We start from the raw sequence: 19,957 nt of genomic DNA, 5'->3' as shown, positions 1-19,957 counted from the left end.
GGTGCGGCCGGCGTTGCGCAAACCGTTGTCTTGGTGGAGCCTGCTCCCTCTCCCGCAAGGCCGGGGAGGGCTGGAGAGGCGGCCCTACGCCCGCCCCTCCACGCTCTTCTCGATGATCTGCGCGAGATCGGTCATGATTGCGTTGAGATCATAGTTCTTCGGCGTGTAGACCGCCGCCACGCCATTCTCGCGCAGCAGCTTCTCATCGGCCGGCGGAATGATTCCGCCGACGACGAGCGGAACCTCGCTGAGGCCCTTCTCCTTCATCAGCCGCAGCACCTCATGCGCCAGCGTCACATGCGAGCCGGAGAGGATCGAAAGGCCGACGCAATGCGCGCCTTCCTTCTGCGCGGTCTCGACCAGTTCGACCGGGGTCGAGCGAATGCCGGCATAGATCACGTCGAAGCCGGCGTCGCGGGCGCGCACGGCGATCTGCTCGGCGCCGTTGGAATGGCCGTCGAGGCCCGGCTTGCCGACCAGAAATTTCGCGCGCTGGCCGATCTTGGTGGAGACGCGCTGCACCTCCTCGCGCACCGCGTCGAGCTGGCCGCCGACCTGCCGCGCGGTGGCGGAGACGCCGGTCGGCGCGCGATATTCGCCGAACACGCCGCGCAGCACCGTGCCCCATTCGCCCGTCGTCACGCCGGCCTTGGCGGCGGCGATCGAAGGCTCGACCATATTGCGGCCTTCCTTCGCCGCGCGGACCAGCTCGTCGAGCGCCGCCTGCGCGGCCTTGGCGTCGCGCTGCTCGCGCCAGGCGTTCAGCCGCGCGATCTGCTCGGCCTCGACATGCTCCGGCACGACCATGATCTGATTGTCGCCCGCAGTGAGCGGCGAAGGCTCGCCCTCGGTGAATTTATTGACGCCGACGACGATCTGCTCGCCGGCCTCGATCGACTCGAGCCGCGCGGTATTGGATTCGACCAGCTTCGACTTCATATAGCCGAGCTCGACCGCCGCGGCGGCGCCGCCCAGCTCGTCGATCTTCTTCAGCTCGGCGACGGCCTCTTCCTTCAGCGCCGCGACCTTTTTGGCGATCACCGGATTGCCGTCGAAAATATCGCCAAATTCCAGCAGGTCGGTCTCATAGGCCATGATCTGCTGCATGCGCAGCGACCATTGCTGATCGAAGGGCCGCGGCAGGCCGAGCGCCTCGTTCCAGGCCGGCAGCTGCACGGCGCGGGCGCGCGCGTTCTTCGACAGCACGACGGCCAGAGATTCGATCAATATGCGATAGACGTTGTTCTCCGGCTGCTGCTCGGTGAGGCCGAGAGAATTCACCTGCACGCCATAGCGGAAGCGGCGGGATTTCTCGTCCGTCACACCATAGCGGTCGCGGGTGATCTCGTCCCACAGCTCGACGAAAGCGCGCATCTTGCACAGCTCGGTGACGAAGCGCATTCCGGCATTGACGAAGAAGGAGATGCGGCCGACCACCTCGGCGAAATCCTTTTCCGACAGGCCGGCGGTCTTCACCCCGTCGAGAATGGCGCAAGCGGTGGCGAGCGCATAGGCCAGCTCCTGCGCCGGCGTCGCGCCGGCCTCCTGCAGATGGTAGGAGCAGACATTCATCGGGTTGAACTTGGGGCACTCCTTCGTGGTGAAGAGAATGAGGTCCTGCGTCAGCCGCAGCGATTGCGCCGGCGGAAACACATAAGAGCCGCGCGACAGATATTCCTTGATGATGTCGTTCTGCGTCGTGCCTTGCAGCTTTGCGCGCGGAGCGCCTTGCTCGTCCGCCGCGGCGATATAGAGCGCGAACAGCCAGACGGCGGTGGCGTTGATGGTCATCGACGTGTTCATATCCGCGATCGGAATGCCGTCGAACAGCGTGCGCATGTCGCCGAGATGCGACACCGGCACGCCGACCTTGCCGACCTCGCCGCGCGAGAGAATGTGGTCGCTGTCATAGCCGGTCTGGGTCGGCAGATCGAAAGCGATGGAGAGACCCGTCTGGCCCTTGGCGAGGTTGGAGCGATAGAGAAGGTTCGACTCCTTGGCCGTGGAATGGCCGGCATAGGTGCGGAACAGCCAGGGCTTGTCGCGACGGGGTGCGGATTCGGTCATGTGTTCGGTCCCTCCGGGACTTGCGATAACATAAGACGCAGGCGGGACGGAAGCGGGCGCCAGGGCGATCGGGTGAACGAGAAGCGGCGCACGGAAAGGCGTTTCCACCTCCCCCTCGAGGGGGGAGGTCGAGCGCCGAAGGCGATCGGGAGGGGGTGAACGCCCGAGTCTTTCTCGTGGAACCCCACCCCGGATGGCTGCGCCATCCGACCCTCCCCCTGAAGGGGAGGGTGAGCGCGCCCATTGGGGCGTTTACCTGATCGGCCCAGGTCAGCCGCTCTTGCGGCCGAGCGCCCGCTCCATGGCGTAGACGCGCAAAGCCGAGGAGAGATTGGCGCGGCCGCGGCCGGCGTCTATGCGCGCGACGAGGCCGGCGAGCGAGCAGCCCTCCTCCTCGGACGCCGCCTTCAGCGCCTCCCAGAAAATGCGCTCCAGCGACACGCTGGTGCTGTGGCCGGCGATGACCAGCGAATGCTTGGCGACGGTCGAAGAATTGTCCTCCGCCGCCGTCGCCTCGGAGGTCGCGGCCCTCGTCGAGGGCGCGCGCGCGCGTTTGCGGGTCATGGTCTCATCGGTTCCGCGCTCCGGCGATCGGAAAATGTTCTGTCTTGTCCCAATAGAATGGCCTGACGCACAGCTCGCGCAAGGCGCGCCAGGAGGCGAGGGCCAGCATCAGGCTCCACAGCGGCCAGCGCAGCAGCGCCGGCCAGAGCCAGAGCATATCCGCCTCGCCCATGGCGACCGCGCGCGGCCAGGCGCTGGCCGCGAGACCGCCGGCGGCGATGAGGCAGAAGAGACCGCTGGCGAGGCCGTCAGCGAGCGTCCTCGGCGCCAGCAGCGCGCCGAAGCCCGCGTCATGGACGAGGCAGAGAAGAAAGATCGGCGCATGCAGCGGCGCGACAAAGCCGCCCGCCAATAGGGCCAGCACTGTCGCGCCGCGCGCGGCGCCGAGATCGGCGAAATAGGCGGAAGGGTCGCGGCAATGGACCAGCGCCGTCTGCATCCAGCCCTTCATCCAGCGGCTGCGCTGCGCCACCAGCGCGGCAAAGCGCGTCGGCGCCTGCTCCTGCGTGCGCGAGGCGAAGGTGCGGACCACATAGCCGCGCCGCGCCAGCCGCAGGCCGAGATCGGCGTCCTCCGTCACATTGAACGCATCCCAGGCGCCGACGGCGCGCAAGGCCGAAAGGCGAAAATGATTGGAGGAGCCGCCGAGAAAAAAGGGCAGACCCGCCGCCGAGGCGCCTTTGTCGATCACATCGAACAGGACGGCGTAGTCGATGCAGAACATGGCCGTCATCCAGCTGCGCCGATGATTATGGATGAACAGGCTGGCCTGCAGGCAGGCAAGATTTTCATCCGCGACGGCGAATAGCGCAGCGGCGTCGCGCAGCTGGCTGCGGTCGGGCAGATCTTCCGCGTCGAAAACGGCGACGAGCGAGCCCCGCAGAAAGGGCGTCGCCACATTGAGCGCGCGCGGCTTGGTGCGCGGCGCGCCGGGCGGCGCGACGATGATCTCCCACCCCGGCCGCAGATGCGCGGCGCGCAGCGCGGCGGCGGTCGCGTCGTCGTCGCTTTCGACCACGAATTTGACGTCCAGCTTGGCGCGCGGATAGTCGATCGCGTCCAGCGCCTCGGTCAATTGCGGCACCACGCCGGCCTCGTCATAGAGCGCCACGATGATGGAATAGAGCGGCAGATCGCGCTCCTCCAGCGCCGGCGCGGCGCCGCGCGCCTCTTTGCGGATCGCGCAGAAATAGAGGCGCAGACCGATATTGGCGAGAAACAGCAGAGCGAGCAGCGCCGAGGCCGCGCGCGAGAGCGCGCCGGCCGGCGAGAGCCAGGCCGCGAGCAGAATGAGATTGCCGAGCGCGAAAGCGATGGGCGCGCGGCCGCCGAGCGCCCGCCGCGCCGCCAGCTCCGGCGCGACGCGCTCCACCGAATAGGCGGCGGCCTCGGCCAGCCGACGCGCCGAGGAGCGGCGCAGCGCCTCCTCGAAATGGGAGGGGCGCGTGATGGCGAAGAGCGGCCGCCCGGCGGAGGAGCGCGTCACGCCGACGAGCCGGGCGATGTCGTCGCCACGCGGCGCGAACAGCCAGCGCATCCCCCGCGGCGCCTCGGCGAGGCGGGCGTAGCCGCGCGCGGCGTCCTGCTCCAGGCTCTCGGACGGCTCCAGCGCGGGCGGCGCGTCGAGATAGGGGACGCGCAGCTCGGTCGCCAGAATGCGATAGAAGCGCTCCTCCGGGATCAGCCCTTCGGCGATCAGCGCGGCGTCCGCTTTCACGCCCTGCCGCCGGGCGATCGTCGCGCCATATTGCAGCATGACCAGCGGCGCGCCATGGGCGGCGAGAAAGGCGATCTCCGGGGGAAGCGGCCGGCCGGCGCCGGGCGCGGGCGTCTCCGGCGCCGGGCGCGCGCGCTGGCGGGCGAGCGTGGACTCGGGCTCGCGGCGGCGCGCGAAAGCGGCGCTTTCGTCGCGATGGGGCGCCGGCGGATACGGCGAAACCCTATCGACCGGATTCACGCTCATACGCTAATCTCCGCGACGCGCGGGCTCTGCCGCGCCGGGCGGCTGCGAGGCCTCGAATGATGTGCGAGAAAAGAACTGTGGCGGAAGCTTGGCGCAGAAGCGAAACTTTGACAAGCTTACGCTGCGCGCTCGCAGCGGTCATGGTGTCCGTCACCGCGCCGGCCGGCGCCGCGGACAACGTCGTCGCGGCGGCGCCCTCCTTCTGGGACCCGGCCCGCAAGCTGGAGAAGCCCGATCTCTCGGCGATCAAGCAGATCCGCTTCCTCACCGAGGATGATTTTCCGCCCTTCGATTTCGCTCTGCCGGACGGAACCATCGCCGGCTTCAACGTCGATCTGGCGCGCGCCATTTGCGAGGAGCTGGAGCTCTCCTGCACCATTCAGCGCCGTCGCTGGGACACGCTGGTCGCCGCACTGGACGAGAACGCCGGCGACGCCGCCATCGCCTCTTTCGCCATCACGCCCGAGACGCGCAAGAAGGTGGATTTCACCCAGCCCTATTACACGACGCCGGGCCGCTTCGTGGTGCGCAAGGATTCGGTGCTACCCGGCGCGACGCCCGAGGCGCTCGCCGATCGCACGATAGCGGTCGCCGCCGACAGCGCGCATGAGGCCTATCTGCGCAAATTCTTCCCCGCCTCCACGCTCGCGACCTATCCCAGCGCGCAGCAGGCGCGCACGGCGCTGAAGGAAGGCCGCGCCCATGCGATGTTCGGCGACGCCATCTCGCTGGCCTTTTGGCTGAACGGCGCCGACGCCGCCGATTGCTGCATGTTCAAGGACGGGCCTTACGCCGATCCCGCCTTTTTCGGCGATGGCGTCGGCGTGGCGGTGCGGAAGAACAATGTGGCTCTGCGCCGAGCGCTGGATTACGCGCTGGCGCGCGTCGCGCAAAAGGGCGTCTACGCCGAGCTCTATCTGAAATATTTTCCCGTGGGACCTTATTGAAAGGCCCCGTCCCCTCGCCGCCGAAGACGCGCGAGGGGCGGGAGCCGAATCCTCACCCTTCCGCGCGGAACTCGCGCGCGAGGGCCTTCTCGATCTCGGGCAAAGGATGGCGGGTCAAATCCTTGTCCAGCTCGCCCTTCACCTTGCTCTTGGCCTTATGGCTCAGCTCCTGGCGCAGCTCGCCGAGCACGCGCGGCGGGGCGATGATGACGACCTCGCTCAATTCGCCGGATTCCGCGGCGGTATTGATGCGCTCGGCGATCGCTCTGGCGAAATGCTCCTTCTCCAGCTCGTGCCAGTCGGCGTTCTCCACGGCGCTGCGCGGCGCTCCCGCCGTGCCGTAAACGCGGCCCGGCGCATCGCTTCCCTGGTCGCGCGTCGCGGGGTTTTCGTCCACACGCGCCTCGACGACGCGCAGGTCGAGCAGATCGGGATCGCCGTGATTTTGCAGAAACAGGGCCCTGCGGCCGTCGCCGACGAGAACCCAGGCCCCATTGTGAACGGCAATATTGGTCATGTTTTTCGTCTTTCGTTGTAGACCCACATGACTCCATCTGGGAACGCCGAGGGGCGACGGCAACCGTGGTCGATTGCCGCGCTTCAGGCGGGCGCGTCGGCTTCGTTGCATGGCGGAAGACGACCGCGTTAGACTTGCGCGAAGCGGAGACGATGAAATGCGGTTCGTTTTTCTTTTTCTGTCGATTTCGATGCTATTTTTTTGGCCGCCTTCGACGGCGCGCGCCCAGTCTGCGGCGCCTGCGATCGGATGTGAGGAGGCCGAGGAGGCCAAATGTCTCGCCGCGACCGGCGGTTTGGCGACGCGAAGCGGAGAGCGCCTCACTCTGTCCTTCGCTGCGGGTCGCAAGCGTTCCTTCGACGGCAATGCGAAGGCGTGCGGGGGTTATGACAATGTCGACGCCTGCAAGAAGTATTTCCTGCTCGGCTATCTGCCGGGTAAAAAAATCTATGTGGTGCAATGGTCGGCCTATGAGGGGGGCGGCTATCGGCTGTTCAAATTCGATTCCGGCGAAGAGCTCGTGCTCGGCGATCGGCCGGTCTTTTCTCCCGACGGCGCCCGTCTCGCAGCAATGGCCGACACCGAGCCCGGATCGGTGGAAAGCCCGTTCGGGGTGTGGCGGCTCGATCGCTTTCCGCCGTCGCGAGAGCTGGAGGCGCAGCTGAAGGGCGATTGGGAGGTCTCGCGCTGGATCGACAAGGACACGATCGAGGTCTCGCAAATGGGCAGCGGCGAACAGAAAAAGGCCTTTGCGCGCTTCGCCGAAGGCAAATGGAAAATCGATTTTGAGAAATGAGCGTGCGCCTCACGGCCCGCTCGCCGCGATCGCGCCGGACCTACGCCGCGGCCTGCTTATGCTTCGTCTGGTCTCCGCGGCCGGCGAGCAGGCCTGGTATGGAAATATCCTCGTCGAGCGCGTCCCAGTGCAGGCCCTCGTCGCTGATCGTGAAAGCGAGGCGCTGCTCTCCGGTCGCGTGCAGCAGCCGAGGAAACCATGTGAGCGGAACGCCGAGAGTGCGCCCGTCCGATAGCTCGACCCAGAAGCTGTCGTCATCGAAGCGCACGGATTTAGCCGAAATGCTCACGCCAAGCCCTCCCGATGTCATCGGCCCGATCTTGGACGATCTGTTCCAACTCGCGCAAGGCCCGCACGAAACCCTGCGCTTCGACACCAGAAAAACAGTCCCCTCGTGCTGAGGAGCGCCTGAAAGGCGTGTCTCGAAGCACGGGCCGCCTCCGCATCGTCGCGTTTCAGCGCTGGCGCGGAGTGGGAAAAGAGCCGACGACTTCGCCCTTGGCCCGTCCTTCGAGACGCCCGCTGCGCGGGCTCCTCAGGACGAGGGCGCCGGGGCGAGGCAGACGGTTTGCAGCCGCCTCGCCCCAATTTCCCGCCTCAGCCTTCCAGCAGACGCCTAGCGATGACCTGCGCCTGAATCTCCGCCGCGCCCTCGAAAATATTGAGGATGCGCGCGTCGCAGAGGACGCGGGAGACCGGATATTCCAGGGCAAAACCATTGCCGCCGTGAATCTGCAGCGCATTGTCCGCCGCCGCCCAGGCGACGCGCGCGCCGAGCAGCTTGGCCATGCCGGCCTCGAGATCGCAGCGCTTGCCCTCGTCTTTTTCCCGCGCAGCAAAGTAGGTGATCTGGCGGGCGACGTGAATCTCGATCGCCATTGTGACGATCTTGTCGAAGACGCGCGGGAAGGCGAACAGCGGCTTGCCGAATTGCACGCGCTCCTTGGCGTAGCGCAGGCCGAGATCGAGCGCCGCCTGGGCGACGCCGAGCGCGCGCGCCGCCGTCTGAATGCGGGCGGATTCGAAGGTCTCCATGAGCTGCTTGAAGCCCTTGCCCTCCTCGCCGCCGAGAAGATTTTCTGCCGGCACTTCGAAATTATCGAAGCCGATCTCGAACTCCTTCATGCCGCGATAGCCGAGCACCTCGATCTCGCCGCCGGTCATGCCCTTGGCCGGGAAGGGATTCTCATCCGTGCCGCGCGGCTTTTCGGCCAGCAGCATGGAGAGGCCCTTATAGCCCTTCTCATTGGGATTGGTGCGGACCAGCAGCGTCATCACATCGGCGCGCACCGGATGGGTGATCCAGGTCTTATTGCCGACGACCTTGTAGACGTCGCCTTCGCGCGTCGCGCGGGTGCGCAGGTTCGCGAGGTCGGAGCCATTGTTCGGCTCGGTGAAGACGGCGGTGGGGAGGATCTCGCCGGTCGCGATCTTGGGCAGATATTTGTGCTTCTGCTCCTCCGTGCCGCCGACGAGGATCAACTCGCCCGCGATCTCCGAGCGCGTGCCGAGCGAGCCGACGCCGATGTAAGCGCGCGACAGCTCCTCGGAGACGACGCACATGGCGATCTTGCCCATGCCGGAGCCGCCGTACTCTTCGGGGATGGTGAGGCCGAACACGCCCATCTCGGAAAGGCCGGCGATGACCTCGAGCGGGATGTAGTCGTTCTTCAAATGCCACTCATGCGCATGCGGCGTCACATTGTCGCCGGCGAATTTGCGCATCTCGCTGCGGATCGCTTCCAGCGTCTCGTCGAGGCCGGTGGCGCCGATCGTCTCGGCGGCGCCGTTGTGGTCGATCAGCTCGGCGAGGCGGGCGCGATTGGCGCTGGTGAGGCCGGAGGCGATGAGGCTGTCCACCTGCGGAATATGGGCGGCGGCGATATCGGCGGGCGAAAGACCGAAATCGGAGAGGCGGACCATCTCGCCCTGGCTCATCGGAATGCCGCCGAAGACCTGCGCCAAATATTCGGCAAAGGCGATGCGGGTGAGCAGATTCTCCACCTCGCCATAGGCGCCCTCGGCTTCGAGCCGATCGGCGTAGGCGAGCAGCTCGCGCAGGCTCTGCACATAGGTGGCGAACCAGGAGAGGCCGTGCGCGGCGTGCTGCTCCACCTCGATCAGCTCATTGGAGAGCTTGCCGTCCTTGGTGACGCGGGCGCGGACGGCGGCGAGCGCTTGCCCATAGAGCGCCTCCACGGAGGCGAAAGCCGCCTGCGCCTCGGGCAGCCAGGTCGTGGAGGTGGTCTCGGTAGCGCTCATTCTCTCTCGCTCTTTCTGGGACAGGCCCGGCGGGGCCGGGGGTGGTGACAGGATTTTTTCTAAATGCCGCCAATTGCGGGAGGACGCAACCGTTCCGCGTCCGGGCCGGCTCCTAGGGCTGGATCGGGCAAAAGGCGGGGCTCCGCCCCCGAGATCACAGAAAAAGCGAATTTCGCTCCGATAGCATCGGGCGCCGAGCTCGACCATTGCGGAGGCCGTCATGTTTCACGATCCCGATTTCATGCCCTTCACCCCGCGGAAAAAGCCGTCCTATGGGGCGGTGACGCGCAATTACCTCGAGAATTACGCGCCCGAGGCCTATCGGACCGATTTCTTCACCGCCAAAGGCCTGTGGCCCTTTTTCCCGCGCATGCACTATGTCGTGAAACCGGAGCTGATCGAGGAGCTGCTGGTCTCGCGCGCCGAAGCTTTTCGCCGCGACGACATCGCCGCCAAGGCGCTGCGCGGGCCTGTCGAGGGCGACACGCTGTTCTTCTCGGAAGGCGCGGAATGGAAATGGCAGCGGCGCGCCATTTCGCCGGCCTTTCGCTACGAAAATATTCTGGCGCTCGTGCCCTATTTCGTGCGTTGCGCGCAGGCGCAGGCCGAGGAATGGCGCCGTCTCGGCGACGGCGCCGAGGTGGACATCACCGAGGCCATGTCGCGCACGACATTCGCCGTCATCGAAAAGGCCGTGTTCGGCGCCTCGGAGAATTTCGACGGCGAGCGCTTCATCGCGGCGCTGCGGCCGGTTCTCGGCAGCTTCGCCTGGCGCATGCTGGCCGTGATGTTCCGCCTGCCGCCGGATTGGACGCCCTATCCGGGCCTGCTCTCGGCGCGCGCCGGCTCGCGCTTCGTGCATGAGGAGACGGTGAAGCTGCTCGCCGAGCGCCGCGCCCGGCCCGAGCCGACGCGCGACATTCTCGGCCTTCTGCTGTCGGCGAAGGACCCGGAGAGCGGCCGCGTCATGACCGACGCGGAGCTCGTCGCCAATCTCCACGGCTTTCTGCTCGCCGGCCATGAGACCTCCGCCGTCGCGCTGGCCTGGACCTTCTGGCTGCTGGCCAAGGATCAGGCGAGCCAGCAGCGCGCCCGCGAGGAGGCGGAGCGCGTCGCCGGCGACGGCGAGATCACGCCAGAGACGGTGGAGAGCCTCGTTTTCACCCGGCAGGTTTTGCAAGAATCGATGCGGCTCTTCCCGCCCTTCGCGGCGCTCGGCCGCCAGCCGCGCGAGGATACGACGCTCGGCCCTTATCGCGTGGGCGCGAAGGAGCCGATCTATGTGCTCATCTGGTGCCTGCATCGGCATGAGAAGCTGTGGGAGGAGCCGACCGCCTTCGACCCCGACCGCTTCTCGCCGGAGCGGGTGAAGGCGCGTCATCGCTACGCCTATCTGCCCTTCGGCGCCGGGCCGCGCATTTGCGTCGGCATGGGCTTCGCGCTGACGGAGATGGCGACCATCGTCGCGACGCTGCTGCGCGAGTTCCGCTTCGAGACCGTCCCCGGCCATCGGCTGGAGCTGGCGCCGACCTTCGCCATGCGGCCGAAAGGCGCGCTGCCGCTGCGCCTGACGCCGCTCGCGAAACATGCGCCGACCCAGCGGGCGGCGCATGACGCTGAGGTTCCGTGACTCAGGCCGCGGCCTTCAGCGCGGAGTCGAGATCGGCGAGAATATCGTCGATATGCTCTATGCCGATCGCGAGACGCACGTAGCCGGGCGTGACGCCGGTCGCGAGCTGCGCTTCCGGCGACAGCTGCGAATGTGTCGTCGTCGCCGGATGAATGGCGAGGCTGCGGGCGTCGCCGATATTGGCGACATGATAGAAGAGCTTCAGCGCATCGATGAAGCGCCGGCCGGCCTCGAGGCCGCCGGCGAGCTCGAAGCCGACCAGCGCGCCATATTTGCCCTTCAGATATTTATCGGCGCGCTCGCGCTCCGCGCCGCTCTGGCGCGAGGGATGAATGACCTTCGTCACCTCGGCGCGCTTCGACAGAAAATCCGCGACCGCTTGCGCATTGGAGACGTGTCGCTCCAAGCGCAGCGGCAGGGTTTCTATGCCCTGCAGAGTGAGAAAGGCGTTGAAGGGCGAAACCGCGGCGCCGAGATCGCGCAGCAATGTCGTGCGCGCCTTGATGATATAGGCGACCGGGCCGAGCGGCTTGACCGCCTCCACCCAGACGGCGCCGTGATAGCTCGCGTCCGGCGTGTTGAGCGCGGGCTGACGCTCGGGAAATTTCTCCCAATCGAAATTGCCGCCGTCGATGATGGCGCCGCCGATCGACGTGCCATGGCCGCCGATATATTTGGTCGTCGAATAGACTACGATCGCCGCGCCATGCTCGAAGGGCTTCACCAATAGCGGCGCGGCGGTGTTGTCCGCGATGAGCGGAATGCCGTATTCGCGCCCGATCGCCGCAACTTCCGCAATAGGGAAGACGGTGAGCTTGGGATTGGGCAGAGTCTCGGCGTAATAGGCGCGCGTGCGATCGTCGGTGGCGCGGCGGAAATTCTCCGGGTCGCTCGGATCGACGAAGCGCACCTCGAGGCCCTGATCCTTCAGCGTATTGGCGAAGAGATTCCAGGTGCCGCCATAAAGATCGGTGGAGGCGACGACATTGTCGCCGGCGCGCGCGAGATTTTGCAGCGCGAAGGCCGAGGCCGCCTGGCCGGAAGCGAGCGCGAGCGCCGCGACGCCGCCCTCGAGCGCGGCGAGACGCTCCTCGAGAATGGAGGTCGTCGGATTGCCGATGCGCGTGTAGATATTGCCCAGCTCCTTCAGCGCGAAGAGATTTGCGGCGTGCTCCGTGTCGCGGAACTGATAGGAGGTCGTCTGATAGATGGGCGGCGCGACGGCGCCGGTCGCCGGATCGGAACGCCAGCCGGCGTGAAGGGCCAGTGTCTCGGGATGCTTGCTGTCGATCGGCATTTCCGTCCTCGTTTTTTGGCGCCACGGCGCACTCGCAGGCCGGATTAAACCGGATTATTAGTCTACGGGCAATGTGGGGTTTAAAGGCGTCGCCTGTCTCCGCCCGCGCGACCATCCGTCGCGAGCGGAAGCGTCTCGCAGCGGCCCGCGGTAAATTGAAACGATTCTTGCTTACCCCCGTCTGTCGCGTCGAGACGCGCGGCGCCGTTTCGCGGGCGCCGCGTCCCAAACCGATCGGGGAGAGTATTATGGCCTTGAAGATTATCGCGTCGCAATGCACCGTCTGCGGCGCCTGCGAGTTCGACTGTCCGACCGCCGCCATTCGCATGAAGGGCGACACCTATATCATCGACCCCAAGAAGTGCACGGAATGCGACGGCGAGTCTCCGCATTGCGCCGAGGTTTGTCCGGTTCCCGACACTTGCGTCCCTGCGTGACGCCAGACGCGACCAGATAGTCGGCGACGAAAGCAGCCCTCCCCGGCGGAGTTTCTCCGGGGAGAGGCGGATTTTTTTGGAGGCGGGACGCCTTTTATGTCCCTGTCACGGCGCAGCAAGCGCACTGCTTTTATGTCAACCTATTTTCGGATATGATCTTTTCGAGAATACAGCATCGCACTTTATAGTTTTCGATATTTCCGGGCTCCAACTCAATTACAATGTCATTGACAGCACGCGCCAAGCGAAGCTTGTTCTTGTTGAACAAATGAAGAGAAAGCGTATGCAGATAGGTTCTCGACGATTTTTTATTTTTCTTTACCCGAACATCTGGGATCACGCCATGACACAGAATCGATTCGATAAATCGATTCAGTAGGCCGACTTCCTTAAAAAAAGCAACCGACGTATGATCGCAATAAGGAACCTTTAGGATATTGAGATTTTGGCTTGGAATTATTTCAGAAAAACATTGAATCTGATAGCGATCCAAATCCTTGCTGTCGTAAATAATATAAAACTTCGCATGCAAGCTCAATGTATCCATAGATATAAAATAATTCCATTCAACACCCGGAGCAACCTTAGGAAGCCACCTCGCGTCGAAACTCTCCAAAACAGTGAACTGCGGTGAGAAAAGAAGAACAACATCACAATTCAATTGTCTAGAAAAAGCAGCAGCAGCATAGCCTCCCATCGAAAAACCGCATGCAACTCTTTTTTCATACGAAAAATCTCTGTTTATCCTCGATATAGTGTCAAAAATATTCTCAGGGATAGACTGAAACCAATCATCTGCAATCGTCTTAAGGCATATCACGTCAAAGCCTATTCTTGTTAATAGACTGCCCCCATCAGAACACCCATCCAATGTCCTGTTTCCGTGGTTTGAAAATGTGAATGCGAGATTTTTCGCCTTTCCTTCCGTATGGAAAAAATACTCTATTTTTATCTTATCTGAGGAAAAAAGAACTTCGCTTGAGAGCACACCCTGTTCAATCATCGTTAAACCTCAGATAACGCGCGAAGTTTTTCTGCATCATACCGCCGACGAATATGTCGATCAATGCGAGCGACATTCGTAAGCCGATCTCGGTCTCGAGCCCGCCGCAGCAAGCCGGTCCCAGCAAAACGGGTCTTTTTCACGGCCCTCCTGTCGATACGACAGCATATGCCGCTATACAGCGGAATGAGGCGCGCCACCACGCCTCCCCCGCTTGACTCTCCCCCTCAGCGGAGTCAGCATGAGAACAAATAGGCAACACTCTGGAGATCGGGGACCCGATGTCGCGCAGCGGCTCATCGGAACGCATTGTTTTTTTGCGTCGTCGGATCGCCGCGCTGGAGGCGGGCGGCGCGCCCGCGCCTGCGGCCGTTCCACGGGACGAGGGGCTGTCGCGCCTGTTCGATCCCGGCCGCGGCGGCCTGCGCGAGGCCTTGCCGGCGCGGCCGACCGACGCGGCGGCGGCGGCGGGCTTCACCTTCGCTCTGGCGCTGAGCCGGCTGCGCCTGCGGCCGCAGGGCGGGATCGTCTGGATCGCCGAGGATATGGCGGCGCGCGAGCTCGGCCTGCCCTATGGGCGGGGCCTGCAGGCGGCGGGCCTGCCGCCGGAGCTTCTGGTGCTGGCGCGCACGCACCGCCCGCGCGAGACGCTCTGGGCCATGGAGGAGGCGCTGAAGAGCGGCGCCGCTGTCGTCATCGCCGAGAGCTGGGCCGATGCGGGCGCCTATGACCTCACCGCCTCGCGCCGGCTGGCGCTCGCCGCCCGCCGCGGCGAATGCGCCGGCCTGCTGCTGCTGCCGCGCGCGGCCGGCGCCGCGCAAAGGCTCGCCAGCGCCGCCGAGGCGCGCTTCGAGATCGCCGCCGGCGCGCCGCCGCCCCGGGCCGAGGGCGCGCCGCGGCCCCTGCCCGGCCCGCCCGCTTTTCGTCTGCGCGTCGTCAAGGCGCGCGGCCTCGTCGGCGCCTTCGACCCGCAGGCTTGGCGCGACATTGTTTTCGACCATCAGGAGGCCGAGTTCCATGGGGCGCCTTTCCATGCGTTGCCTCGCCGTGCATCTGCCGCGCCTTTCGACCGACCGGCTCTCGCGCAAAAGCGCGCCTTCGCCTGAGGCGGAGACGCCCTTCGCCGTCTGGGCCAAGCTCGGCGGCGCCGAACGGCTGACCGCCGTCGACGCCCGCGCCGAGGTGGCCGGGCTCGCCCCCGGCATGGCGGTGGCCGACGCGCGCGCCATGCGCCCCGCCTTGCGGCTGGCCGAGGCCGACCCCCGAGCCGACGCCGAGCTGCTGGGGCGGATCGCCGATTGGTGCCGTCGCTTCACCCCGCTCGCCGCGGCCGATCCGCCGAATGGGCTGCTCATGGATATTTCGGGAGCGGCGCATCTCTTCGGCGGCGAGGCGGCGCTGCTGGCGGAGATCGAGCGCCGCCTCGCCGCCCAGGGCTTTGCGGCGAGAGGAGCGATCGCGCCCGGCCCGGCGCTGGCGCGGGCGCTGGCGCGTTTTTCCCGCCTGCGCCATGTCGCGGAGGGAGCGACCGGGGAGGAGCTGGAGGCGATCGCCGCCGGCCTGCCCATCGCCGCGCTCGATCTCGATGCGGCGGCGCGCCTCAGGCTCGATCGCGCCGGCCTGCGCAGCCTCGGCGATCTGCTGGCGCGGCCGCGCGCGCCACTCACGGCGCGGCTCGGGGCGGAGGCCATGGCGCGGCTCGACGCCATCGCCTGCCGCCGCCGCGAGCCGATCTCGCCGCGCTTCGAGGCCCCGGATTTCATGGCCGAGCGCCGCTTTCCCGAAGGCCTCACGCGGCAGGAGGACATTGAGCGCACGCTGCACGGCCTCGCCCAAGAGCTGTGCCTGCTGCTCGAGCGCCATGGCGTCGGCGCGCGGGAGCTGGAGGCCGTCTTCTACCGCGTCGACGGCGCCGTCGCGCATATAGAAACGGGGACCAGCCGGCCGCTGCGCGATCCCGGGACGATCGCCCTGCTGCTGCGCGAGCGCCTCGCCGTGCTGGCGGAGGAAGGGCTCGACACGGGCTATGGCTATGATGTGCTGCGGCTCGGCGCCGCGCGCGTCGAGCGCTGCGCCGAGCCGCAGGAGGATCTCGGCCTCGCCGGACGGGAAAATGCGCATGACGCGCGGCTGGACGATCTCGTCGATCGACTCGGCGCGCGGCTCGGGCCGCGCCGCGTGCTGCGGGTCTATCCGCAGGCCTCGCATATTCCAGAGCTCGCCGTCACGCTGCGGCCCGCCTCCGGCCCAGCCCCCGCGGCGGTGGAGGAGGCAGCGCCGCCTCCCTATCTCCGCGAGGGCGTCCCGGCGCGGCCGCTGCGGCTGTTCGAGCGGCCGGAGCCGATCGAGGCGGTGGCGCTCACGCCCGACGGGCCGCCACTACGCTTTCGCTGGCGCCGGCTGCTGCACGAGCTCGCGGCCTATGAGGGGCCGGAGCGCATCGCCCCGCAATGGTGGAGCGCGCCGGAAAACGCCGCCACCCGCGACTATTTCTATGTGGAGGATCGGGAGGGCGGACGCTTCTGGCTGTTTCGCGAGGGGCTCCTCGAGCGCGAGAGCCAGCCGCCGCGCTGGTTCGTGCATGGCTTGTTCTGACGGCCCGCCCTCATGACAGTCCGGGCCGCCGCGTCATCTTATCGTCACGCTTCGGGGCGAAACCGAGCCCTGCTCTCCTCGCGACGTTCTCTTGCGACGCGCGGATGAACGATGGGCGGGCTCCGCGCCGGCGTCTCATCCCGCCGCCCGAGGGCGCGCGCAACAGGAACGAACGAGATTCCTATGAACGGACGCCGCGAGGCCCGCCGATCGCCTTTGAACTCCGCCGCCCGACGTCGTATCGAAGAAGCCTATTCCGCGCATATTCGACGACGCATCGAGGAAAAAGCGAAATTGAAGCGGCCAGACAGCGATCTTTCGGAAGCCGGCGTCGAGGCGCCGGCCGAGGAGAAGCCCAATCCGGACCAGGGCGCCGGTCTCGATCTGCTGACGACGGCGCGCCGCTATATCGCGCCCAATCTCGGCAAGGCGCTCGGCGGCGTCGCCAGCCTCGCCGTTTTCGCGCTCGCCGGCTTCGCCCTCGCCAGCGCGATCTCGAGCGTCAAATTCTCCGACGTCCGCGCCGCCATAGCGGCGATGAGCGCCGAGCAGATTTTCGCCGCTCTGCTGCTCACCGCGCTCTCCTATGTCGCGCTCACCGGCTATGACGCGCTGGCGCTGCGGCAATTGCGGCTGCATGTGCCCTATCGCATCGCCGCGCTCGCCTCCTTCGCGAGCTACGCCTTCTCCTTCAATCTGGGCTTTCCCGTCGTCACCGCCGCGGCCGTCCGCTATTGGATCTATGCGCGCGTCGGCGTCACCGCCGTGCAGGTGGCCAATATCACCGTCATAGCGGGCGTCACCTTCTGGCTCGGCATGACCTCTGTGGTCGGCGTCGGCCTCATGGCGCGCGCCAGCGAGCTCGGCGCCATAGACAAGCTGCCGGCCTTCCTCAATTTCGGGCTCGGCCTCGCGACCTGCGCGGGCATCGGCTATTATGTCGTCTGGGTGTCGCTGCGCCGGCGCCGGGTGCGGCTGCGCGGGCATTTCTTCGAGCTGCCGGGCCTCGCGCCCACCGGCGGCCAGACTCTGCTCGGCGTCGCCGATCTCTGCTGCGCCGCGGCCGCGCTCTATGCGCTGCTGCCGCATGACGTCGATCTCGATTTCGCGACTTTCGTCTCGGTCTATGTCTTCGCCTGCATTCTCGGCGTCATCAGCCATGCGCCGGGCGGCATCGGCGTTTTCGAGGCGACGATGCTGAACGCGCTGCCCTCGCATTCGCAGGAGAGCCTGCTGGCCTCGCTCCTGCTGTTCCGCGTCATCTATTACTTTTTGCCATTTATTTTCGCGCTCGCGCTGCTCGGCGCCGATGAGGGCTCGCGGCGCTGGAACAGCCTGCGCGAGACCATCGCGCGCATATTGGAGACGCGCGAGTGATACGACTTTCGGCCGTGTTCTCCCGCTCACGGGGGAGCGCGAAACCGATAGGCCGCACGCCGCGTGATCGTGGAATAAAGACGTTTCCTCATCCAGGGACACGATGACGAGAGGACCGATGCCGGATCTACGCCGACGCTATCAGGGCGAAGCTCTGCTCGGCCTCGTCATCGACGCGCTGCCGGAGGCGGTCTTCGTCATCGATTCGGAGGCGCGCATCGTCGCCTCCAATCGCGCCGCGCGCTCCGTGCTGCCCTCCTTGCGGCCCAATGATCCGCTGGCGCGCAGCCTGCGCTCGCCCGATGTGCTGGACGCGCTGGACCGCGTGCTGCGCGGCGGCCAGCCGGAGAAGGTCATCTGGCTCGAGCGCCTGCCGGTGGAATGCTGGTTCGAGGTGCATATCGCGCCGCTGCGCCTCGAGGGCTATGAGAACGCCGCCGTGGTGAGCCTGCGCGATCTCACCGAATCGCGCCGCGTCGAGCGCATGCGCGTCGATTTCGTCGCCAACGCCAGCCATGAGCTGCGCACCCCGCTCGCCTCGCTGCTCGGCTTCGTGGAGACGCTGCAAGGCCCGGCCCGCGACGACGCCAAGGCGCGCGACCGCTTTCTCTCCATCATGCGCGATCAGGCGCAGCGCATGTCGCGCCTCGTCGACGATCTGCTCTCCCTCTCGCGCATCGAGCAGCATCTGCATCTGCGCCCGGACACGCCGGTCGATCTCGGCATTCTCGTCGCCCATATCGTCGACACGCTCGCGCCCATGGCGGAGGACGGCGGCATAGAGCTGAAGCTCGACATAGAGGACACGGTCGTCGTGCCGGGCGACCGCGACGAGCTCGCCCGCGTCGCCGAAAACCTCATCGAGAACGCGATCAAATATGGGGCGGGTCCGGTGGAGATCACGCTCTCGCCGCTCGGCGCCTCCGCCGTCTTCTCGGTGCGCGACCACGGCCTCGGAATCCCGCCGGAACATTTGCCGCGCCTCACCGAGCGTTTCTATCGCGTCGACGCCGGCAAGAGCCGCGCCAAGGGCGGCACGGGACTCGGCTTGGCGATCGTCAAGCATATCGTGGCTCGCCACCGCGGCAGGCTCGCCATAGATTCCGCGCCAGGAAAAGGCGCCACTTTCCGCGTATTTTTGCCATTGATCGACCCGGAAAAGCCCGACAGCGCCTGATCCAGCGCAGATTTAGCAAATAGATTCAGTTGGATACTATGTCATGTGACAGTCATCCAGCTGTCGTAAAACCCTCGTCGCGCGCCTCTAGGGTGCGCCTCGCTGGGGCGCTGGACGCGCGCCGACACAGTGAACCTCGAGCTCGAAAGAGACCGAACATGCTTTCCAAAGTTTTCCATCGTGTCGCTCTGGCGACGACCCTGGCCGTCGCCACGGCCGGCGCCGCCCTCGCGATCGACATTTCGGGCGCCGGCGCCACCTTCCCCTATCCGATCTACGCCAAATGGGCGGACAGCTATAAGAAAGAGACCGGCAACGGCCTCAATTACCAGTCGATCGGCTCGGGCGGCGGCATCAAGCAGATCAAGGCGCGCACCGTGACCTTCGGCGCCTCCGACCAGCCGCTGAAGGCCGAGGAGCTGGAGGCCGCCGGCCTCACCCAATGGCCGCAGGTGATCGGCGGCATCGTGCCGGTCGTCAATCTGGACGGCGTCGCCTCCGGCGATCTCGTCCTCGACGGCAAGACGCTCGGCGCCATCTTCCTCGGCGAGATCAAGAGCTGGGACGACGCCGCGATCAAGAAGCTGAACCCGAAGGCCAAGCTCCCCTCGGCCGCGATCGCCGTCGTGCATCGTTCGGACGGATCGGGCACGACCTTCAACTTCACCAATTACCTGTCCAAGGTCAGCGCGGACTGGAAGGCCAAGGTCGGCGAGAACGCCTCGGTCGAATGGCCGGTCGGCATCGGCGCCAAGGGCAATGAGGGCGTCGCCAACAATGTGGCCAACACCAAGGGCGCCATCGGCTATGTCGAATACGCCTACGCCAAGCAGAACAAGCTGACCTACACCAAGCTCGTCAACAAGGACGGCAAGACCGTCGCGCCGACGACGCCGACCTTCCAGGCCGCGGCCTCCAACGCCGATTGGGCCAATGCGCCGGGCTTCTATCAGATCCTCACCGACCAGCCGGGCGCGCAGTCCTGGCCGATCACCGCCGCCACCTTCATTCTGCTGCCCAAGGCGCCGCAGGATACGGCTGCGGCCGGCGAGGCTCTGAAATTCTTCGGTTGGGCCTTCGCCAAGGGCAATAAGGCGGCCGAGGAGCTGGATTACATCCCGCTGCCGGCCAATGTCGTGGCTCTGATCAAGAAGAGCTGGACGGCCAATATCAAGGATGCGAGCGGCAAGCCGCTGGCGTCGATCAACTGACGCATCGATGCGCGCCGGCGAGATCATCCTTGGACGAGACCATCCCTGGAGATATCGCCGGCGCCCCTCGACGCGAGGGGCAGAGGTGGCGGAATGGCGCGAGACGAACCGCCC

17 protein-coding genes are annotated in these 19,957 nt (G+C 66.0%); 9 read left to right on the top strand and 8 right to left on the bottom strand.

Annotated elements, in window-relative coordinates; translation table 11 throughout:
• Positions 1–84 precede the first annotated feature (84 nt).
• The 3 genes from METLW3_RS0102375 to METLW3_RS0102365 all read right to left on the bottom strand — a co-directional run bounded on the left by METLW3_RS0102375 (position 85) and on the right by METLW3_RS0102365 (position 4,594).
• Positions 85–2,067: a protein meaA gene (locus tag METLW3_RS0102375; protein ID WP_024878407.1), complete on the bottom strand. Its 1,983-nt coding sequence runs from the start codon at positions 2,065–2,067 to the stop codon at positions 85–87.
• Positions 2,068–2,337: 270 nt separating this feature from the next.
• Positions 2,338–2,631 carry a ribbon-helix-helix domain-containing protein gene (locus METLW3_RS0102370; RefSeq protein ID WP_024878406.1) on the bottom strand — a complete coding sequence of 98 codons (294 nt, stop codon included), beginning with the start codon at positions 2,629–2,631 and terminating at the stop codon, positions 2,338–2,340.
• A 4-nt stretch (positions 2,632–2,635) separates the two neighbouring features.
• Entirely contained in the window at positions 2,636–4,594 is a 1,959-nt protein-coding gene (locus METLW3_RS0102365) for a glycosyltransferase (RefSeq protein WP_024878405.1), read from the bottom strand.
• 140 nt (positions 4,595–4,734) lie between these two features.
• Between METLW3_RS0102365 and METLW3_RS0102360 the strand changes: the two genes are divergently transcribed.
• Positions 4,735–5,541, top strand: a complete 807-nt coding sequence (locus METLW3_RS0102360) for a transporter substrate-binding domain-containing protein (RefSeq protein WP_024878404.1) — start codon at positions 4,735–4,737, stop codon at positions 5,539–5,541.
• A 52-nt stretch (positions 5,542–5,593) separates the two neighbouring features.
• On the opposite strand, the gene METLW3_RS0102355 is transcribed toward METLW3_RS0102360, so the two are convergent.
• Positions 5,594–6,058 carry a host attachment family protein gene (locus METLW3_RS0102355; protein ID WP_024878403.1) on the bottom strand — a complete coding sequence of 155 codons (465 nt, stop codon included), beginning with the start codon at positions 6,056–6,058 and terminating at the stop codon, positions 5,594–5,596.
• Between the two features lie 157 nt (positions 6,059–6,215).
• Between METLW3_RS0102355 and METLW3_RS0102350 the strand changes: the two genes are divergently transcribed.
• On the top strand, positions 6,216–6,854 hold the full coding sequence (locus METLW3_RS0102350) for a hypothetical protein (RefSeq protein ID WP_024878402.1): 639 nt from the start codon (positions 6,216–6,218) through the stop codon (positions 6,852–6,854).
• Between the two features lie 40 nt (positions 6,855–6,894).
• Here the strand turns inward: METLW3_RS0102350 and METLW3_RS0102345 are convergent, their stop codons facing one another.
• Both METLW3_RS0102345 and METLW3_RS0102340 read right to left on the bottom strand, forming a co-directional pair.
• The gene (locus METLW3_RS0102345; protein WP_024878401.1) at positions 6,895–7,143 is read right to left on the bottom strand and encodes a DUF2442 domain-containing protein; all 249 of its coding nucleotides are present in this window, start codon (positions 7,141–7,143) and stop codon (positions 6,895–6,897) included.
• Positions 7,144–7,451: 308 nt separating this feature from the next.
• Positions 7,452–9,116, bottom strand: a complete 1,665-nt coding sequence (locus METLW3_RS0102340; protein WP_024878400.1) for an acyl-CoA dehydrogenase family protein — start codon at positions 9,114–9,116, stop codon at positions 7,452–7,454.
• 220 nt (positions 9,117–9,336) lie between these two features.
• On the opposite strand from METLW3_RS0102340, the gene METLW3_RS0102335 reads away from it, so the two are divergent.
• The gene (locus METLW3_RS0102335) at positions 9,337–10,746 is read left to right on the top strand and encodes a cytochrome P450 (protein ID WP_024878399.1); all 1,410 of its coding nucleotides are present in this window, start codon (positions 9,337–9,339) and stop codon (positions 10,744–10,746) included.
• Position 10,747: 1 nt separating this feature from the next.
• Here METLW3_RS0102335 and METLW3_RS0102330 read toward each other — a convergent pair whose 3' ends face one another.
• Positions 10,748–12,043: a PLP-dependent transferase gene (locus tag METLW3_RS0102330; RefSeq protein WP_024878398.1), complete on the bottom strand. Its 1,296-nt coding sequence runs from the start codon at positions 12,041–12,043 to the stop codon at positions 10,748–10,750.
• A 248-nt stretch (positions 12,044–12,291) separates the two neighbouring features.
• On the opposite strand from METLW3_RS0102330, the gene METLW3_RS0102325 reads away from it, so the two are divergent.
• Positions 12,292–12,480, top strand: a complete 189-nt coding sequence (locus METLW3_RS0102325) for a 4Fe-4S dicluster domain-containing protein (RefSeq protein WP_018267040.1) — start codon at positions 12,292–12,294, stop codon at positions 12,478–12,480.
• Positions 12,481–12,610: 130 nt separating this feature from the next.
• On the opposite strand, the gene METLW3_RS28035 is transcribed toward METLW3_RS0102325, so the two are convergent.
• A complete protein-coding gene (locus tag METLW3_RS28035) occupies positions 12,611–13,483 on the bottom strand; it encodes a hypothetical protein (RefSeq protein ID WP_157516505.1) in 873 nt (290 codons plus the stop codon).
• Positions 13,484–13,800: 317 nt separating this feature from the next.
• Here METLW3_RS28035 and METLW3_RS0102310 point away from each other — a divergent pair, with 317 nt between their 5' ends.
• From METLW3_RS0102310 to pstS, 5 genes are all read left to right on the top strand, one after another.
• Positions 13,801–14,589 carry a hypothetical protein gene (locus tag METLW3_RS0102310; protein ID WP_245267212.1) on the top strand — a complete coding sequence of 263 codons (789 nt, stop codon included), beginning with the start codon at positions 13,801–13,803 and terminating at the stop codon, positions 14,587–14,589.
• Complete coding sequence (locus METLW3_RS0102305) at positions 14,501–16,078, top strand: DNA polymerase Y family protein (RefSeq protein ID WP_024878395.1); 1,578 nt, start codon at positions 14,501–14,503, stop codon at positions 16,076–16,078. The genes METLW3_RS0102310 and METLW3_RS0102305 overlap by 89 nt, the downstream gene beginning before the upstream one ends.
• Before the next feature lie 294 nt (positions 16,079–16,372).
• Complete coding sequence (locus tag METLW3_RS0102300) at positions 16,373–17,455, top strand: lysylphosphatidylglycerol synthase domain-containing protein (protein WP_348625807.1); 1,083 nt, start codon at positions 16,373–16,375, stop codon at positions 17,453–17,455.
• A 118-nt stretch (positions 17,456–17,573) separates the two neighbouring features.
• Positions 17,574–18,632, top strand: coding sequence for an ATP-binding protein (locus METLW3_RS0102295; RefSeq protein WP_024878393.1), 1,059 nt, complete (start codon positions 17,574–17,576; stop codon positions 18,630–18,632).
• Positions 18,633–18,790: 158 nt separating this feature from the next.
• Positions 18,791–19,843, top strand: coding sequence for a phosphate ABC transporter substrate-binding protein PstS (gene pstS, locus METLW3_RS0102290; RefSeq protein ID WP_024878392.1), 1,053 nt, complete (start codon positions 18,791–18,793; stop codon positions 19,841–19,843).
• The last annotated feature ends 114 nt before the right edge of the window (positions 19,844–19,957 follow it).

This window comes from Methylosinus sp. LW3 (assembly GCF_000527115.1).
Lineage (GTDB): Bacteria > Pseudomonadota > Alphaproteobacteria > Rhizobiales > Beijerinckiaceae > Methylosinus.
This window is presented reverse-complemented; position numbering and strand designations above follow the sequence as displayed.

Excerpts from the sequence above, each read along its gene's own strand:
- METLW3_RS0102370 (WP_024878406.1), bottom strand. The coding sequence starts at position 2,631 with ATGACCCGCAAACGCGCGCGCGCGCCCTCGACGAGGGCCGCGACCTCC.
- METLW3_RS0102340 (WP_024878400.1), bottom strand. The coding sequence starts at position 9,116 with ATGAGCGCTACCGAGACCACCTCCACGACCTGGCTGCCCGAGGCGCAG.
- METLW3_RS0102335 (WP_024878399.1), top strand. The coding sequence starts at position 9,337 with ATGTTTCACGATCCCGATTTCATGCCCTTCACCCCGCGGAAAAAGCCG.
- pstS (WP_024878392.1), top strand. The coding sequence starts at position 18,791 with ATGCTTTCCAAAGTTTTCCATCGTGTCGCTCTGGCGACGACCCTGGCC.
- METLW3_RS0102350 (WP_024878402.1), top strand. The coding sequence starts at position 6,216 with ATGCGGTTCGTTTTTCTTTTTCTGTCGATTTCGATGCTATTTTTTTGG.
- METLW3_RS0102355 (WP_024878403.1), bottom strand. The coding sequence starts at position 6,058 with ATGACCAATATTGCCGTTCACAATGGGGCCTGGGTTCTCGTCGGCGAC.
- METLW3_RS0102360 (WP_024878404.1), top strand. The coding sequence starts at position 4,735 with ATGGTGTCCGTCACCGCGCCGGCCGGCGCCGCGGACAACGTCGTCGCG.
- METLW3_RS0102325 (WP_018267040.1), top strand. The coding sequence starts at position 12,292 with ATGGCCTTGAAGATTATCGCGTCGCAATGCACCGTCTGCGGCGCCTGC.
- METLW3_RS28035 (WP_157516505.1), bottom strand. The coding sequence starts at position 13,483 with ATGATTGAACAGGGTGTGCTCTCAAGCGAAGTTCTTTTTTCCTCAGAT.
- METLW3_RS0102305 (WP_024878395.1), top strand. The coding sequence starts at position 14,501 with ATGGGGCGCCTTTCCATGCGTTGCCTCGCCGTGCATCTGCCGCGCCTT.
- METLW3_RS0102330 (WP_024878398.1), bottom strand. The coding sequence starts at position 12,043 with ATGCCGATCGACAGCAAGCATCCCGAGACACTGGCCCTTCACGCCGGC.
- METLW3_RS0102365 (WP_024878405.1), bottom strand. The coding sequence starts at position 4,594 with ATGAGCGTGAATCCGGTCGATAGGGTTTCGCCGTATCCGCCGGCGCCC.
- METLW3_RS0102295 (WP_024878393.1), top strand. The coding sequence starts at position 17,574 with ATGCCGGATCTACGCCGACGCTATCAGGGCGAAGCTCTGCTCGGCCTC.
- METLW3_RS0102375 (WP_024878407.1), bottom strand. The coding sequence starts at position 2,067 with ATGACCGAATCCGCACCCCGTCGCGACAAGCCCTGGCTGTTCCGCACC.